A 14,616-nucleotide genomic window follows, 5' to 3' on the forward strand; every position below is an offset into this window, starting at 1 on the left:
GACAGACATGAAAAACAACATTCAATCCGCACTGATCGCCGCCGCGCTGTGCCTGCCGTCCCTGGCAGGCGCGGCCTCCAGCTACCCGCAGGCGGACAAGCCCATACACTTCGTGGTCGGCTTTCCCGCCGGCAGCACCATCGACAACGTCTCGCGCGTGGTGGTCGACGATATCCGCGCCCGCAGCGGCGCGCAGATCATCGTCGAGAACAAGCCCGGCGCGCTGGGCGTGCTGGGCGTGGACACCGTGGCGCGCGCCGCGCCCGACGGCTACACCATGATGCCGAGTTCCAGCGCCACCAGTTCGTCCGGCCCTTACTTGTCCAAGGCTTTCCAGCGCTACGACGCGATGAAGGACTTCACCCAGGTGGGACGCGTGGTCCGCTTCGACGTGGTCATCGTCACGCGCGCAGCCGGCCAGCATGGCGATGCGCGCCAGTTGGTGGCGGCGGCCAAGGAGAAGCCAAACTCGGTGACCAGCGGCTATGGCTCGGGCACGGGCCAGGTCGTCGCGGCGGCGTTCAGCCGCGCTGCGGGCGCCGACGTGCTGGCCGTTCCCTACAAGGGCCAACCGGCAGCCATCACCGACCTGCTGGGCGGGCGTATCGATTTCGTGGCGGCCGACCTGGGGGCCGTGCTGCCCCAGATCCGCGCCAAGAACCTGAACGCCGTGGCCCTCGTTTCCAGCAAGCGTTCGACCATCCTGCCGTCCGTGCCAACGGCCCAGGAATTGGGCATGGGCAGCCTGGACCTGACCGGCTGGATTGGCGTGGCCGGCCCTGGCGGCCTGGCGCCCGAGGCCGCGCAGTGGTGGTCCGACCAACTGACGGCCACGATGCGCGAGCCCGCGATCCAGGAAAAACTGCGCGCCATGGGCATGGAACCCGACCTGGCCACGGGCGAACCGCTGCAGCAGTTCGTGCGGTCCCAATACGACGCCTGGGGCCAACAGATCCGGCAGGCGGGCATCCAGCCGGAGTAAACGGCCAGCGCACGCCCAAAGAAAAGCCCACCCTCGCGGGTGGGCTTGGCCGTTACGGCGCTTGTCAAACGCGCCGCCGCTATGCCTGCAGCGACAGTTCCTTCCACACCGCCATCGGCGCTTCCGCGTGGTTCAAGGTGTAGAAATGCACACCCGGCGCGCCATTGTCCAGCAGCGTCTGGCACAGCTCGGTCACCACGTCCACGCCGAAGGCGCGGATGGAGGCCTTGTCGTCGCCGAACTCGGCCAGGCGCAGGCGGATCCAGCGCGGCACTTCCGCGCCGCACATTTCCGAGAAGCGCAGCAGCTGCGTGTGGTTCGTGATGGGCATGATGCCCGGCACGATGGGCACGTTCACGCCCTTGGCCTGGGCCCGGTCGACAAAGTCGAAATAGGCGTCGGCGTTGAAGAAGTACTGCGTGATGGCCGCGTCGGCGCCGGCTTTCACCTTGTTCACGAAATGCTCCAGGTCGGCCGAGGGACTGGCCGCCTGGGGATGCATTTCGGGATAGGCCGCCACTTCGATGTGGAACCAGTCGCCCGTTTCCTCGCGGATGAATGACACCAGCTCATTGGCGTAGCGCAGTTCGCCCGCATCGCCGCCCATGCCCGAGGGCAGGTCGCCGCGCAGGGCCACTACGCGCCGTACGCCGTCGTTCTTGTAGGCCTGGAGGATTTCCCGCAGGTCCTGGCGCGTGGCGCCGACGCACGAGAGGTGCGGCGCCGCCTCGCAACCCAGGTTGCGCAGCGTGCGCACGGCGTCCGCCGTGCCGGCGCGCGTGGAACCGCCCGCGCCAAAGGTCACGCTGACGTACTTGGGCTGGATGGCCAGCATCTGCTTGGCCGCGCGCACCAGCCGCTCTTGGCCGGCCAGGTCGCGCGGGGGAAAGAATTCCAGACTGAATGCGGGAGTAGTCGAGTCAGACATCAGGGGATCAGTTTGGTAAGCAAGCCAGAGATGATGCTGTACAGGATTGCACCGCCCACGGCCCACCAGAACCCGTTGACCTGGAAGCCCTTCAGCACGGAGCCGACGAACCAGAACAACAAGGCGTTGATGACGATGAGGAAGAGACCGAGAGTGACGATCGTGATGGGCAGCGTCAGCAGCACCAGCACCGGCTTGACCAGCATGTTGACCAGGCCCAGCACCAGCGCGGCGATGAGCGCCGATCCGAAGCTGGCCACGGTGATGCCGGGCAGCAGGTAGGCAACGGCCAGCAAGGCCACCGCATTCAGGATCCAGACGAGTATCAAGGCCATGTTCGATCTCCTGTTGTGAGCCTGCCGGCCCTGTCGCGCCGATACGTTCGCGGCAGGGATCCTGCAGGCCGGAAAGCCCGCGCCGACGTGGCGCGGCACTTCCCTATTTTGCTACAACCCTCAATAGCGGTAGTGCTCGGGCTTGTAGGGGCCCGCCACCGGCACGTTGATGTAGTCGGCCTGGTCCTGGCGCAGGGTCGTGAGCTTCACACCCAGCTTCTTCAGGTGCAGGCGCGCGACCTTCTCGTCCAGGTGCTTGGGCAGCACGTAGACCTGGCCCGAGGTGTAGGCTTCGTTGCGCGTGAACAGCTCGATCTGGGCGATGGTCTGGTTGGCGAACGAGGACGACATCACGAACGAGGGGTGGCCGGTGGCGCAACCCAGGTTCACCAGGCGGCCCTGGGCAAGCAGGATGATGCGCTTGCCGTCCGGGAAGATGACGTGGTCGACTTGCGGCTTGATTTCTTCCCACTTGCAGTCGGCCAGGCTGGCGACGTCGATCTCGTTGTCGAAGTGGCCGATGTTGCACACGATGGCCTGGTCCTTCATGGCGTTCATGTGCTCACGCGTGATGACGTGGTAGTTGCCGGTGGCCGTGACGAAGATGTCGCCATGGGCGGCGGCTTCTTCCATGGTCACGACCTTGAAGCCTTCCATGGCGGCCTGCAGGGCGCAGATCGGGTCGACTTCGGTGACCCAGACCTGGGCGCGCAACGCGACCAGCGCCTGGGCGCAGCCCTTGCCGACGTCGCCGTAGCCGGCCACGACCGCAACCTTGCCGGCGACCATCACGTCAGTGGCGCGCTTGATGCCGTCGACCAGCGATTCGCGGCAGCCGTACAGGTTGTCGAACTTGGACTTGGTGACCGAGTCGTTGACGTTGATGGCGGCAAAGGCCAGCTCGCCCTTCTGCGACATCTGGTACAGGCGGTGCACGCCGGTGGTGGTTTCTTCCGTCACGCCCTTGATCAGGGCCAGGCGGGTCGAGTACCACTTGGGATCGCGCTTGAGGGTTTCCTTGATGGCGGCGAACAGGATGCGCTCTTCGTCGCTGCCCGGGTTGGCCAGCACCGAGAGGTCCTTCTCAGCCTTGGTGCCCAGGTGCAGCATCAAGGTGGCGTCGCCGCCGTCGTCGAGGATCATGTTGGCGTTTTCGCCATTGGGCCATTCAAAGATCTTGTGGGTGTACTGCCAGTACTCTTCCAGCGTTTCGCCCTTGACGGCGAACACCGGCGTGCCCGACGCGGCGATGGCGGCGGCGGCATGGTCTTGCGTGGAGAAGATGTTGCACGAGGCCCAGCGCACTTCGGCGCCCAGCGCCACCAGCGTTTCGATCAGCACGCCGGTCTGGATGGTCATGTGCAGGCTGCCGGCGATGCGCGCGCCCTTGAGCGGCTGCTTGGCGGCGAATTCCTCGCGGATGGCCATCAGGCCGGGCATTTCGGTTTCGGCGATGGCGAGCTCGCGGCGGCCCCAGCCGGCCAGCGACATATCGGCGACGAGGTAGTCGGAGAAAGATTTATCGGTCACAGCATTCATGGTGTGTAGGCTCCACGTGAAATACGAACGGCGCACGATATGGCCGGACAACGCGAAGACACCACGATGGTCGAGTGCTCGCCTTTCCCGCCATATGCGACAAAGGTGAGCGCCGTTGCTGTAGCGCCGCGCAAGGCGCGCCGCTTGAACAAGGATTCCTGAGCCTGGCGAGCCTGGTTCCGCAGCCGTACAAGCTGGCGGGAACCGCAGGGTCGTCGCAACGCTCCTCAGGATTGCCGGGCATTGTACCCGGGAACCGTGCGCCAGGGATCAAACCCCTGGCTCCCTGGCGGGCATTTCGCCGCCGGGTCGCCTCGCCAGCGCGGCCCCTTCGGGCACGCACGATACCTCTGCGTGTTCCACGCCACGGGCGCTCCCGTCCAGGGGCACCAGTGCAGCCAGCAGGGTCGAGGCAACCGAGTCCCAGCTGCGCGTCAGCGCGTGTTCACGCACCGCGTGGCGGTCCAGCGACAAGGCCGCGCGGCAGGCGTGGGCCAGGTCCTCGTCCAGGAATCCGGTGACGCCCTGGGCCACCACCGCCAACGGCGCCTCGCTGCGGAAGGCGGCCACCGGCGTGCCGCAGGCCATGGCCTCCAGCATGACCAGGCCGAAGGTGTCCGTCAGGCTGGGAAACACGAAGACGTCGGCGGATCCATAAAGCGCTGGCAGCGCTTCGTCATGCCGCATGCCCAGGAAGACAGCGCCGGCAAAGCGCTTCTTCAACCGCGCCTCATCCGGCCCCGCGCCCACCACCACCTTGCTGCCGGGCAGATCCAGCGACAAGAAGGCGTCCAGGTTCTTTTCCCGCGCCACGCGGCCCACGCTCAGGAATACGGGACGGGGCAGATCGGGGAAGGCCTGGTCGGCGCCCGGCTGGAACTTGCGCGGGTCCACGCCACGCGACCAGATCTGCAAGTTCGCCAGGCCGCGCCGCGCCAGCACGTCGCGCACCGTGGGGGTGGGCACCAGCACGCGCTGCGAGGGCCGGTGGAACCAGCGCAGATAGCGCCACGGCAAGGCCGCCGGGATGCCCATGCGCGCCTGCAGGTAGTCCGGGAACATGGTGTGGAACGAGGTCGTAAAGCGCCAGCCCCGCGCCAGCGCCATGCGGCGCGCGGCCAGGCCCAGCGGACCTTCGGTGGCGATGTGCAGGGCGTCGGGCACGATATCGCCCAGGATGCGGCGCAATTGGCGGCCGGGCTGCAGACACAGCCGCAGGTCCGGCTCGGAGGGCGCCGGCACGGTGCGGCTGCCCTGCGGGTTCACCACGATCAGCTCGTGGCCCCATTCGCCGAGGATCTGCTGCATGGTCGTCCAGGTGCGGACGACGCCATTGACTTGCGGATGCCAGGCATCCGTGACCAGGACGATGCGCATGATGGAGCCGGAAGTGGGCAATAGCGCGATTTAGCCCGCGCCATGTGACATGCCCAAGACGGCCTGCGCGGCCGGGTGCTAGTTGTTGCGGCGGGGATACCCTTGCGCCGTGATGCGCACCCAGACTTCGCGCTTTTCCTCTTCCGTCATGAAGACCCAGTTGGCGACTTCCATGGCCGTGCGGCCGCAGCCGCGGCAGATGTCGTCAAACAGGGTGGAGCAGACCGCCACGCAGGGGGAATCCGTGGCTTTGAAGGCGCGTTGCGCGTCTTCGGGCTCGGGAATTTTGGAGAGGTCGACGTGGTGCTGATTCATTGGGCCTAGGTTAACACCCGGAGTGCGTCCCCTTTTAGAAGGCCCTATGTCCTGCCCGGACTTCAACATCTGTCCGCGCCCGCGGTGCTAAGCGCGGGCACCAGGCTCGCAGAGCGCGTCAGCGCCAGCCGAAAAACTCCGCCGCCTGCGCCAGCAGGGCGTCCGGGCACTCTTCGGCCAGATAGTGCGCCCCCGGCAGCGGACCGCCGGACACCTCGGCCGCCACCGCCCGCCACAGGGCCAGCACGTCGAAGTTCTGGCCCACCGCGCCACGCTCGCCCCACAGCACCCGCAAGGGCATGCTCAGGCGCTCGCCAGCGTCCCGGCAGGCCCGGTCATGCTCCAGGTCCAGCGTGGCGGAGGCGCGGTAGTCCTCGCAGAGGCCGGTGGCCCAACCGGGCAGGCGCGCGGCGCGCTCGTATTCGGCCATGGCCTCGGCGGAAAAATGCGCCAGCCCGCCGGGCCGTCCACCCATCACGGAACGCAGGTAGAACACCGGGTCGCGCTCGATCATGGTTTCGGGCAGGGGCGCAGGCTGGATCAGCCAGAACCAGTGGAAATAGGCCTGGGCGAAGGCGCGCGTGGTGCCTTCGTACATGTCCAGCGTGGGCGCGATGTCCAGCAGCATCATGCGGCTGACGGTGGCCGGATGGTCCAGCGCCAAGCGGTGCGCCACGCGCGCGCCGCGGTCGTGCGCCAGCACTTCGAAGCGCTCATGACCGAGGGCACGCATCAACCCGATCATGTCGGCCGCCATCGCGCGCTTGGAATGCGCCGAATGGTCCGCGGACGCGGCAGGTTTGTCGCTGTCTCCGTAGCCGCGCAGGTCTGCCGCCACGCAGGTGCGATGGCGGGTCAGCTCCGGCCAGACGCGGTGCCAGATGGCGTGAGTCTGGGGATGTCCATGCAGCAACAGCAGCGGCGGGCCCGAACCGTCGACACGCGCGGCGATCTCTATGCCATTGGCGGCGATGCGGCGTACGGGCAGGTCGAAAAATGCGGTCATACGGCCTCTCGGTCCAGGCGGTCGCGCACGCGGCGCGCCAAGTCTTTCATCCAGGGATGCCGCGCCCAATGGCGGGCCTCGAAACGTTCTACCTCGTCCAGCTGCTGCAATGATGCGCCCACCATGTCCTGCCCCTGGACGTACATGCGGCGATGCCGCTCGGGCAGCGTGAACGCCGCCGTCCAGCCGTCCGCCGCGACGACGCGCCCGGCCGCCACGTCGATGCCGAGACGGTTGGTATCCGCATTGGACACCCGCGCAAGCAAGGCGTCGATCTCGGCCGGCGCCAGGCTGATCAGCAACAGGCCATTGTTGACCGCATTGAAGTAGAAGATCTCGCCGAAACTGGGCGCGATCACGGCGCGGATGCCGAATTGCTGCAAGCCCCACACCGCATGCTCGCGGCTGGAACCGCAGCCGAAGTTCGGCCCCGCCACCACGATGGACGCGCCGGCATAGGCGGGCTGGTTCAGCACGAAATCGGGCCGCGGCGCGCCGTCGGCATCAAAGCGCAGGTCATGCAGCAAGCCCCGGTCCAGCCCCGCCTTGTCGATGATGCGCAGGAACTGCTTGGGCATGATCTGGTCGGTGTCCAGATTGGAAAAAGGCAGCGGCGCGGCGACGCCGGCTATGGTTGCGGTCATGCTTGTTGCTCCCAGACGCGGACGTCGACGATGCGGCCGGCCAGCGCGGCGGCGGCGGCCATGGCCGGACTCATCAGGTGCGTGCGGCCCGCGCGCCCCTGCCGGCCTTCGAAATTGCGGTTGGTGGTGGAGGCGCAGCGCTCGCCCGGGCTGAGCACGTCGTCGTTCATGGCCAGGCACATGGAACAGCCGGGCTGACGCCATTCGAAGCCCGCCTCGATCAATTGCGCGGCGATGCCCTCGGCTTCGGCCTGGGCGCGCACCGCGCCCGATCCGGGGACCACCATGGCCCGCACCCCCGCAGCCACCTTGCGGCCGCGCACGACCGCGGCCGCCGCGCGCAGATCCTCGATACGCCCGTTGGTGCAGGAGCCGATGAACACGCGGTCTATCGGGACGCCGGCTATCGGCGTGCCGGGCGCCAGGCCGATGTAGTCCATGGCTTTTTCCAGCGCCAGGCGTGCCAGCGCGTCGGGCTCGGCCTGGGGATCCGGCACCACGCCGTCCACCGGCATGGCCTGGTCCGGGCTGGTGCCCCAAGTGACGAAGGGCGCGATCGCGGCGGCATCCAGCGCGTGCTCGGCGTCGAACACAGCGTCCGCGTCCGAATGCAGCGCAGCCCAATAGGCCCGCGCCTGCGCCAGCGTCTCGCCATGCAGTTCCGGGGCGTGCGCGGCGACATAGGCCTCGGTGGTGGCGTCTGGCGCGATCAATGCGGCGCGGGCGCCAGCTTCCACCGTCATGTTGCACAAGGTCATGCGAGCCTCGGCGGACAGCGCGGCTATCGCCTCGCCGCAGAACTCCACCGCGTGGCCGCGCGCGCCCTGCGCGCCGATGCGATGCACGATACAGATCACCAGATCCTTGGCGGTAACGCCGGCCGGCAGCGCGCCGTCGACGCGGATGCGCATGTTGCGCGCCACGCGGTACGCCAGCGTCTGCGTGGCCAGCACGTGCTCGACTTCGGACGTGCCGATGCCGAAACCCAGCGCGCCCAACGCACCGTAGGTGGTGGTGTGGCTGTCGCCGCACAACACCACCATGCCCGGCAGGATCATGCCGTGCTCGGGCGCGATCACGTGTTCGATGCCTTGCAGCGGATCGGTGGTGTCGAACAACGCAATGCCTTGTTCGTCGCAGTTGCGCTTGAGGTTGAGCGCCTGGCGCGACGAGGCATCATCGGCGATCACGCGCAGCGCCGCCGGCACCGGATGCGTGGGAATGATGTGGTCCACCACCGCCATCTGCTGCCCGGGACGCAGCACGCCGCGCCCGCGCGCGGCCAGGCCGCTGAAAGCCTGCGGGCTGGTGTACTCGTTCATGATGTGCAGGTCGACGTAGAGCAGGATGTGCTCCGCGTCGATCCGGGCCACCTCATGGCTGGCCACCAGTTTGTCGTATAGCGTCATGCCGGGCATGTCTTGCGTCCTTCGATGTTTGGGTCTTGCGGCCCGATCAGTTGGCCTGGATGCCGGCTTCCTTGACGATGCCGGCCCAGCGCGTCATCTCGGCGGCCACCATGGCGTCGGTCTTGGCGGGGGAAGAGATCAGGGGATCGAAGCCCTCGCGGCCCATGCGTTGCGCCAGCTCCGGCGAACGCAAAGCCTGTTCCAGCTTGGTGTTCAACGTCTCGATCACGGCCTGCGGCGTGCCGGCGGGCGCGCTGATGACGAACCAGGTGTTGAACTCGTAGCCGGGCAGGCCGGATTCGGCGATGGTGGGCACGTCGGGCAAGAGCGGCGAACGCTTGGTGCCGGTCACGCCCAGCGCCTTGAGCTTGTTGCCGTCGACCTGCGGCTTGGCCGCGGACAGCACCGGGAAACTCATCTGCACCTGGCCGCTGATGGTGTCCAACATGGCCGGGCCGCCGCCCTTGTAGGGCACATGCAATATCTGCGTCTTCGAGACCGACTTGAACAGTTCCGCAGCCATGTGGAAGGTGCTGCCGGTGCCCGCCGAACCGAAGCTCAGGTCGTTGGCGGGACGCGCGCGCACATAGGCCAGCAATTCGCTCACATTGGCCACCGGCAGCGTGTTGGTCACCGTCAGCACGTGCTGCGAGGTCCCTATGGTGCCGACCGAACGCAGGTCCTTCCGCGTGTCGAACGGCATGTTCTGGAACAGCGCCGGGTTGATGGCCAGCGACATGGTGTTGACGGCCAGCGTGTAGCCGTTGGGCTCGGCGCGTGCCACCGCGGCCATGCCGATGTTGCCGGAGGCGCCGGCGCGATTCTCCACCACCACGCTCTGCCCCAACGCCCGGCCCCAGGCGTCGGAGATCAGGCGCGCGGCGATGTCCACGCTGCCGCCGGGCGCGAACGGCACGATGAGCGTCACGGCACGCTGGGGAAAGGCGTCGGCGGCGGCGGGCTGGGTCCAACAGGATGCGGCGATGGCCGCGCACAAGGTGCCGGCCGCTATGTTGATCTTCATTCCTGGTCTCCTCGTTTGGCCGCGCCAGGCGGCTCTGTAGTGGTGAGCCCAGTGTATAAGCCGGTCCTGTTCTTATAATTAATGATCCAGATAAAGTTTTATTAAATTCAGTTTATAAATAAGCCCATGGACGCCCTCTCCGACCTTGCCTTCTTCTCGCTGGTGGTCAAGCACGGCAATCTGTCCGCCGCCGCCCGCGAACTGGGCCTGACTCCGCCCGCGGTCAGCACGCGCCTGGCCAAGCTGGAACAGCGTCTGGGCGTGCGGCTGCTGAACCGCACCACCCGCCGGGTCAGCGTCACGCAGGAAGGCGAGCTGTACTTGGCCGAGGGCGGACGCATCCTGACGGACCTGGAAGCGCTGGAGCGATCCGTGTCGAGCGCCCGCGCGCGGCCGCAAGGGTTGCTGCGGCTGAACGCGACCTTCGGCTTCGGGCGCGCCCATATCGTGCCCGCCGTATCGGACTTCACGCGTCAGTACCCGGAAGTGGAAGTGCAGATGCGCCTGACCGACAGGCCGCTGAATCTGATCGAGGAAGGCTTCGACGTGGCGGTGCGCTTTGGCGACCTGCCCGACGCGCGCCTGACCGCGCGCAAGATCGCCTCCAACCGCCGGCTGCTATGCGCCTCGCCCCGCTACCTGGAAACCCATGGCGAACCGCGCGCGCCGGGCGACCTGCAACGCCATCGCTGCATCGTGGTGCGCGAGAACGACGTGGCCTATGGCACCTGGCGCCTGGAATCGGGCTTGCGCGCGGAGACCGTGAAGGTGCGCGGGCCGCTCAGTTCCAATGACGGCCAGAGCGCCCTGGAATGGGCGCTGGACGGCCACGGCATCGTCATGCGATCGGAATGGGAAACGGCGGATCATCTGCGCGCCGGCCGCTTGCGCGTGGTGCTGGCCGACTGGCACACGCCGCCCGCCGACATCCATGCGCTCTACCCCGAACGCCTGAACCTGCCCGCCAAAACCATTGCGTTCGTGGAGTTCTTGTCGCAGCGCTTCGCCCGGCATCTGCGCGCGCCGGGTTCGGACGCCGCGGTCTGGTGAACAGGCGCTCGCGTCCTGTCCCGCGGCGGCCCTGACGCAGCCGTCAGGCGCCCGCCCCCAGTCGCGCGCCGGCGCGCACGATGCCGCAGCGCTTGTGCGCCCGCATCACCACGCCGACTTCGCTGTTGAGCACGCCGTCCAGCTCGCCCAGGCGGCGCGTCACCACGTCCCACAGATGCAGGCTGTCGCGACACAGCACGTGCCAGAACAGCTGCGACGCGCCGCTGGTGCCGAACAGGCAACGGGTGTTGGGATCCAGCGCCAGGTGCGCGGCCAGCGCGTCCACGGCTTGCGGACGCACCTGCACGGAAATCACCGCCTCCACCGGGAAGCCAACCAGCGCCGGCTCCACTTCCACGCGGAAGCTGAGCGCGCGGCGCTCCACCATGTTGTGCAGCAGGCGCTGCGCGGTGGGCTCGCTGACGCCGGCATGCTCGGCCAGTTCCGCCAGGCTGGCGCGGCCATCGCGCATCAGGTAGGCCACCATGCGCTGTTCAGCGTCGGTCAGGGCCGCGGGCGGCTGCGACAGCGTGGGCTCGGCTGCGGCGCCATCCGCCTGGGCCTGGATGCGCCACTGGCCGGCGCGCCGGAACGGCCGCAGCACCAGCCGCGCTTCCACATGTTCCACCCCATCGATGGACGGCAGCACGCGCGTCACCACGTCCGGCATGTCGGCGGCGTCCGCCAGGGTCAGTTCGGCCATCAGGTCGGCCGAGCCGGCCAGCGTGACTACCAGCTGGCTGATATCCAGCCGCGCCAGCTGGTCCGCCACCTCCGGCACGCGGCCGGAACGACAGCGCACCCAGGCATGCAGCACCACCCCGCGGCCCGTGGCCAGCGGATCGGGTTCGGCAATGACACGCAAGGCGTCGGCATCCATCAACCGCTTGAGGCGGCGCGCCACGGTGCGCTCGGCGATGCCGGTCGCCGCGCCCAGCTCGCGCCAGGACGCGCGCGGGTCCGCCTGCAGCGCGATCAGGCAGGCGAGATCGGTGTCGTCCAGCCCCGGAGCTAGGGGCTTACCCTTACTTGACGTGTCCATATTCATTAAATTAACGTTCGCACATTGATAAAAACATAAAATTAAACGGTCTTTTTGACCAAAAATAAATTCTTATTTGAGGTTTTCATGAGCAGCACATCAGCGCCCCTGCGCAAGCCGCAGGGGGCAGCCGCCTCGGCCGGCCCCGCGCCCGTCTCTCGCGCGCGCACCATTCTGGCCGGTAGTGTAGGCAATGCCGTCGAATGGTTCGACTGGACCATCTACGCGTCCTTCGCCATTTTCTTTTCCAGCCAGTTCTTCCCCGAAGGCAACGAAACCACGGCCCTGCTGGCCACGTTCGGCATTTTCGCCGTGGGCTTCTTCATGCGTCCGGTGGGCGGTTGGCTGCTGGGCATTTTCTCCGACCGCTACGGCCGCAAGGCCGCGCTGGGCCTGACCATCCTGATGATGGCCGGCGGCTCGCTGATCATCGCCGTCACCCCCACCTATGCCGCCATCGGCCTGGCCGCTCCGCTGCTGCTGACCGCCGCGCGCCTGCTGCAAGGCCTGTCGCTGGGCGGGGAGTATGCCTCGGCCACGACCTTCCTGGCGGAAATGGCGCCGCCCAACAAGCGCGGCTTCTATTCCAGCTTCGTGTTCTTCAGCGCCGCCGTGGGCATCCTGGCCGCGTCCGCCATCGGCTGGGTGCTGACCTCGACCCTGAGCAAGGCCGAGATGGCCGCCTGGGGCTGGCGCATTCCGTTCTTCCTGGGCGCGCTGGGCGGCCTGGCCGGCATGTGGATCCGCCGCTCGATCCCGGAAACCGAGGCGTTCTCACACGCCAAGAAGGCCGGCGTCGAAAAGCAGCCGCTGCGCACCCTGCTGCGCGACCATCCGCGCGAAGTGCTGCGCATCGTGGGCTTCTCCATCCTGACCACGTTCGCGTTCTACATCTTCGTGGCCTACGTGCCCACCTACGCCATCCGCCAGGTGCACGCCGACCCGAAGACCGCGTTCGCCGCCAACACCGTCGCGCTGATCGTGTTCATGCTGGTGCAGCCGCTGTTCGGCATCCTGTCCGACCGCATCGGCCGCAAGCCGCAGCTGATCTTCTTCGCCGCCGGCTACCTGGTGTTCTTCTATCCGCTGATGACCACGCTGGGCCCCTCGTTCGGATCGATCCTGGCGGTGGAACTGTTTGGCCTGGTGCTGTACGCCATGTACACCTCGATCGCGCCGGCCATCATGTCCGAGCAGTTTCCCACCAGCGTGCGCGCGGTCGGCATCGGCACGCCCTACAACCTGGTTGTGGCGCTGCTGGGCGGCACCACGCCCTATCTGCTGACCTGGCTGCAAAGCAAGGGCATGGAGCGCTGGTTCTTCTACTACGTGCTGGCGGGTGCCGTGATCACGCTGATCACCTTCATCCGCATGCCCGAGACCAAGGGCCAGACCCTGAAGTAAGTCAAAGACGAGCGTCACGCACTCGCGCTTTCCGGTTCCCGCAGGACCGGAAAGCTTTTTCTTTTTCCGATGAGACCCATGCCAGCACAAGACACCGCCCTGCACTTCCAAGACGCCCAGGCCCTGGCCGGCGCCATCCGCCGGCGCGAACTGAGTTCGCGCCAGGTCACCACCCACTTCCTCGACCGCATCGAGCGCGCCCCCGCGCTTTCTGCCTATAGCGAAGTCACGGCCGAGCGCGCGCTGGCCCAGGCCGACGCCGCCGACCGCCTGCTCGCCGCGGGCATGCTGCTGGGCCCCTTGCATGGCGTGCCGGTGGCGGTGAAGGACAGCGTGCAATGGGAAGGCGTCAGCGCCAGCCTGGGTTCGCTCGCCCTGCTGGGCCGGATCAGCGGCGAAACAGCGGCGCCGCTGCACAAGCTGGCCGCGCAAGGCATGGTGGTGCTGGGCAAGACCCGCATGACCGAGTTCGCCTTCGGACTCTCAGGCCAGAATCCCACGCAAGGCACGGCGCGCAACCCTTGGGACGCACAGGCGGCGCGCGCGCCGGGCGGCTCGTCCAGCGGCGGCGGCGTGGCCGTGGCCGCGGGCCTGGCGCCCCTGGCGCTGGGCGGCGACACCGGCGGCTCGGTGCGCGCGCCGGCGGCGCTGAACGGCCTGGTCGGCTACAAACCGTCCACCGGCGTCATCAGCCGCGCCGGCTGTCTGCCGCTGTCGGACACGCTGGACGTGCTGGGTCCGATCACGCGCAATGTGGCCGACGCCCGCCTGCTGACGCAACTGCTGGCCGGCCCCGACATCGACGACGCCGCCACGCTGGGCTTTGCCGCAAGCGCCATCGCCGCCCTGCGCGCACCGGCTGCGCGCGGCCCAGGTCCGGTGGCAATGCTGGCGCCCGAAGCCTGGCCCGCCCCCTTGGCAGAGACCGGCCTGCGGGCCTGGCGCGAGGCCGAGGAAAAGCTGGCGCAGGCCGGCTACACGCCCACGCCCTGGCATCCGCCCGCGGCCCTGTCGTTCGCCCGCATGGCGGATGACAACTCGCTGGTGCTGGCCTACGAGGCCTATCGCTACTACGGCGCGCTGGCCGAAGACCCGGCCCAGCCGCTGTGGGAAGTGGTGCGCAAGCGCATCGCAGCCGGCGGCCGCATCACGCAAGCCGACTACGAAGCCGCGCTGCAACGCCGCGCCGCCGACATGGCCGCGTTCGCGCAGGCCATGCAGGGAGTGGACGCCCTGCTGATGCCCGCCTGCGATCAGGCTGCGCAGACGCTGGACGCCGACGACACGCGCCACGCCGGACTGGGCAAGCTGCTGCGCCCCGCCAACTTCCTGGGCGCGGCCGCCATTTCGCTGCCGGCGGGCTTTGATACCGAGGGCATGCCCATGGCGGTGCAACTGCTGGCGCCCGCTGGCGGCGATGCCGCACTGCTGGACTGCGCTGCTGCGCTGGAACCGGTGCTGGACCCGGCGCCGCGCCGGCCCGACCTGTCGGCCTGGGGCCTGTAAACCCCGCACGCAAGAAAAAAGCCCCCGCAGTGCGGGGGCTGTGCTTGCAGAATCA

14 protein-coding genes and 1 riboswitch are annotated in these 14,616 nt (G+C 67.9%); of the genes, 4 read left to right on the plus strand and 10 right to left on the minus strand.

Features of this window, described 5'->3' with window-relative positions; all coding sequences use genetic code 11:
* The first annotated feature begins 7 nt into the window (after positions 1 to 7).
* Complete coding sequence (locus IPU70_RS29245; RefSeq protein ID WP_207472652.1) at positions 8 to 982, plus strand: tripartite tricarboxylate transporter substrate binding protein; 975 nt, start codon at positions 8 to 10, stop codon at positions 980 to 982.
* A gap of 79 nt (positions 983 to 1,061) precedes the next feature.
* Here IPU70_RS29245 and metF read toward each other — a convergent pair whose 3' ends face one another.
* The 9 genes from metF to IPU70_RS29290 all read right to left on the minus strand — a co-directional run bounded on the left by metF (position 1,062) and on the right by IPU70_RS29290 (position 9,559).
* Positions 1,062 to 1,910 carry a methylenetetrahydrofolate reductase [NAD(P)H] gene (metF, locus tag IPU70_RS29250; RefSeq protein ID WP_207472653.1) on the minus strand — a complete coding sequence of 283 codons (849 nt, stop codon included), beginning with the start codon at positions 1,908 to 1,910 and terminating at the stop codon, positions 1,062 to 1,064.
* Positions 1,910 to 2,245: a phage holin family protein gene (locus IPU70_RS29255; RefSeq protein ID WP_006389784.1), complete on the minus strand. Its 336-nt coding sequence runs from the start codon at positions 2,243 to 2,245 to the stop codon at positions 1,910 to 1,912. The genes metF and IPU70_RS29255 overlap by 1 nt, the downstream gene beginning before the upstream one ends.
* 120 nt (positions 2,246 to 2,365) lie before the next feature.
* Positions 2,366 to 3,784 carry an adenosylhomocysteinase gene (gene ahcY, locus IPU70_RS29260; protein WP_013396813.1) on the minus strand — a complete coding sequence of 473 codons (1,419 nt, stop codon included), beginning with the start codon at positions 3,782 to 3,784 and terminating at the stop codon, positions 2,366 to 2,368.
* Between the two features lie 100 nt (positions 3,785 to 3,884).
* Positions 3,885 to 4,019, minus strand: a riboswitch (S-adenosyl-L-homocysteine riboswitch).
* Positions 4,020 to 4,054: 35 nt separating this feature from the next.
* Complete coding sequence (locus IPU70_RS29265; RefSeq protein WP_207472654.1) at positions 4,055 to 5,161, minus strand: glycosyltransferase family 1 protein; 1,107 nt, start codon at positions 5,159 to 5,161, stop codon at positions 4,055 to 4,057.
* 78 nt (positions 5,162 to 5,239) lie between these two features.
* Positions 5,240 to 5,476, minus strand: coding sequence for a DUF1289 domain-containing protein (locus tag IPU70_RS29270; protein WP_013396815.1), 237 nt, complete (start codon positions 5,474 to 5,476; stop codon positions 5,240 to 5,242).
* 118 nt (positions 5,477 to 5,594) lie between these two features.
* Positions 5,595 to 6,482, minus strand: a complete 888-nt coding sequence (locus tag IPU70_RS29275) for an alpha/beta fold hydrolase (protein ID WP_207472655.1) — start codon at positions 6,480 to 6,482, stop codon at positions 5,595 to 5,597.
* Positions 6,479 to 7,126 (minus strand): 3-isopropylmalate dehydratase small subunit, encoded by a 648-nt coding sequence (leuD, locus tag IPU70_RS29280; protein WP_207472656.1) that lies wholly within the window; start codon positions 7,124 to 7,126, stop codon positions 6,479 to 6,481. The genes IPU70_RS29275 and leuD overlap by 4 nt, the downstream gene beginning before the upstream one ends.
* Entirely contained in the window at positions 7,123 to 8,544 is a 1,422-nt protein-coding gene (leuC, locus tag IPU70_RS29285; RefSeq protein ID WP_207472657.1) for a 3-isopropylmalate dehydratase large subunit, read from the minus strand. Before leuC ends, leuD begins: the two co-directional genes overlap by 4 nt.
* Positions 8,545 to 8,581: 37 nt before the next feature.
* Entirely contained in the window at positions 8,582 to 9,559 is a 978-nt protein-coding gene (locus tag IPU70_RS29290; protein WP_207472658.1) for a tripartite tricarboxylate transporter substrate binding protein, read from the minus strand.
* Between the two features lie 126 nt (positions 9,560 to 9,685).
* Here IPU70_RS29290 and IPU70_RS29295 point away from each other — a divergent pair, with 126 nt between their 5' ends.
* Positions 9,686 to 10,609 (plus strand): LysR family transcriptional regulator, encoded by a 924-nt coding sequence (locus tag IPU70_RS29295; RefSeq protein ID WP_207472659.1) that lies wholly within the window; start codon positions 9,686 to 9,688, stop codon positions 10,607 to 10,609.
* A gap of 43 nt (positions 10,610 to 10,652) precedes the next feature.
* On the opposite strand, the gene IPU70_RS29300 is transcribed toward IPU70_RS29295, so the two are convergent.
* Positions 10,653 to 11,657, minus strand: coding sequence for an Lrp/AsnC family transcriptional regulator (locus IPU70_RS29300; RefSeq protein ID WP_207472660.1), 1,005 nt, complete (start codon positions 11,655 to 11,657; stop codon positions 10,653 to 10,655).
* A gap of 81 nt (positions 11,658 to 11,738) precedes the next feature.
* Between IPU70_RS29300 and IPU70_RS29305 the strand changes: the two genes are divergently transcribed.
* Both IPU70_RS29305 and IPU70_RS29310 read left to right on the plus strand, forming a co-directional pair.
* Positions 11,739 to 13,055, plus strand: coding sequence for an MFS transporter (locus tag IPU70_RS29305; protein WP_207472661.1), 1,317 nt, complete (start codon positions 11,739 to 11,741; stop codon positions 13,053 to 13,055).
* 78 nt (positions 13,056 to 13,133) lie between these two features.
* On the plus strand, positions 13,134 to 14,561 hold the full coding sequence (locus tag IPU70_RS29310) for an amidase (RefSeq protein WP_207472662.1): 1,428 nt from the start codon (positions 13,134 to 13,136) through the stop codon (positions 14,559 to 14,561).
* Positions 14,562 to 14,616 lie beyond the last annotated feature (55 nt).

This window comes from Achromobacter sp. SD115 (genome assembly GCF_017355315.1).
Taxonomy (GTDB): domain Bacteria; phylum Pseudomonadota; class Gammaproteobacteria; order Burkholderiales; family Burkholderiaceae_B; genus Achromobacter; species Achromobacter xylosoxidans_B.

Bases quoted from the DNA above. Each gene is read 5' to 3' on its own strand.
- IPU70_RS29270 (WP_013396815.1), bottom strand. From the start codon at position 5,476: ATGAATCAGCACCACGTCGACCTCTCCAAAATTCCCGAGCCCGAAGAC.
- IPU70_RS29290 (WP_207472658.1), bottom strand. From the start codon at position 9,559: ATGAAGATCAACATAGCGGCCGGCACCTTGTGCGCGGCCATCGCCGCA.
- IPU70_RS29265 (WP_207472654.1), bottom strand. From the start codon at position 5,161: ATGCGCATCGTCCTGGTCACGGATGCCTGGCATCCGCAAGTCAATGGC.
- ahcY (WP_013396813.1), bottom strand. From the start codon at position 3,784: ATGAATGCTGTGACCGATAAATCTTTCTCCGACTACCTCGTCGCCGAT.
- leuD (WP_207472656.1), bottom strand. From the start codon at position 7,126: ATGACCGCAACCATAGCCGGCGTCGCCGCGCCGCTGCCTTTTTCCAAT.
- IPU70_RS29300 (WP_207472660.1), bottom strand. From the start codon at position 11,657: ATGAATATGGACACGTCAAGTAAGGGTAAGCCCCTAGCTCCGGGGCTG.
- IPU70_RS29255 (WP_006389784.1), bottom strand. From the start codon at position 2,245: ATGGCCTTGATACTCGTCTGGATCCTGAATGCGGTGGCCTTGCTGGCC.
- leuC (WP_207472657.1), bottom strand. From the start codon at position 8,544: ATGCCCGGCATGACGCTATACGACAAACTGGTGGCCAGCCATGAGGTG.
- IPU70_RS29295 (WP_207472659.1), top strand. From the start codon at position 9,686: ATGGACGCCCTCTCCGACCTTGCCTTCTTCTCGCTGGTGGTCAAGCAC.
- IPU70_RS29305 (WP_207472661.1), top strand. From the start codon at position 11,739: ATGAGCAGCACATCAGCGCCCCTGCGCAAGCCGCAGGGGGCAGCCGCC.
- IPU70_RS29245 (WP_207472652.1), top strand. From the start codon at position 8: ATGAAAAACAACATTCAATCCGCACTGATCGCCGCCGCGCTGTGCCTG.
- IPU70_RS29275 (WP_207472655.1), bottom strand. From the start codon at position 6,482: ATGACCGCATTTTTCGACCTGCCCGTACGCCGCATCGCCGCCAATGGC.
- IPU70_RS29310 (WP_207472662.1), top strand. From the start codon at position 13,134: ATGCCAGCACAAGACACCGCCCTGCACTTCCAAGACGCCCAGGCCCTG.
- metF (WP_207472653.1), bottom strand. From the start codon at position 1,910: ATGTCTGACTCGACTACTCCCGCATTCAGTCTGGAATTCTTTCCCCCG.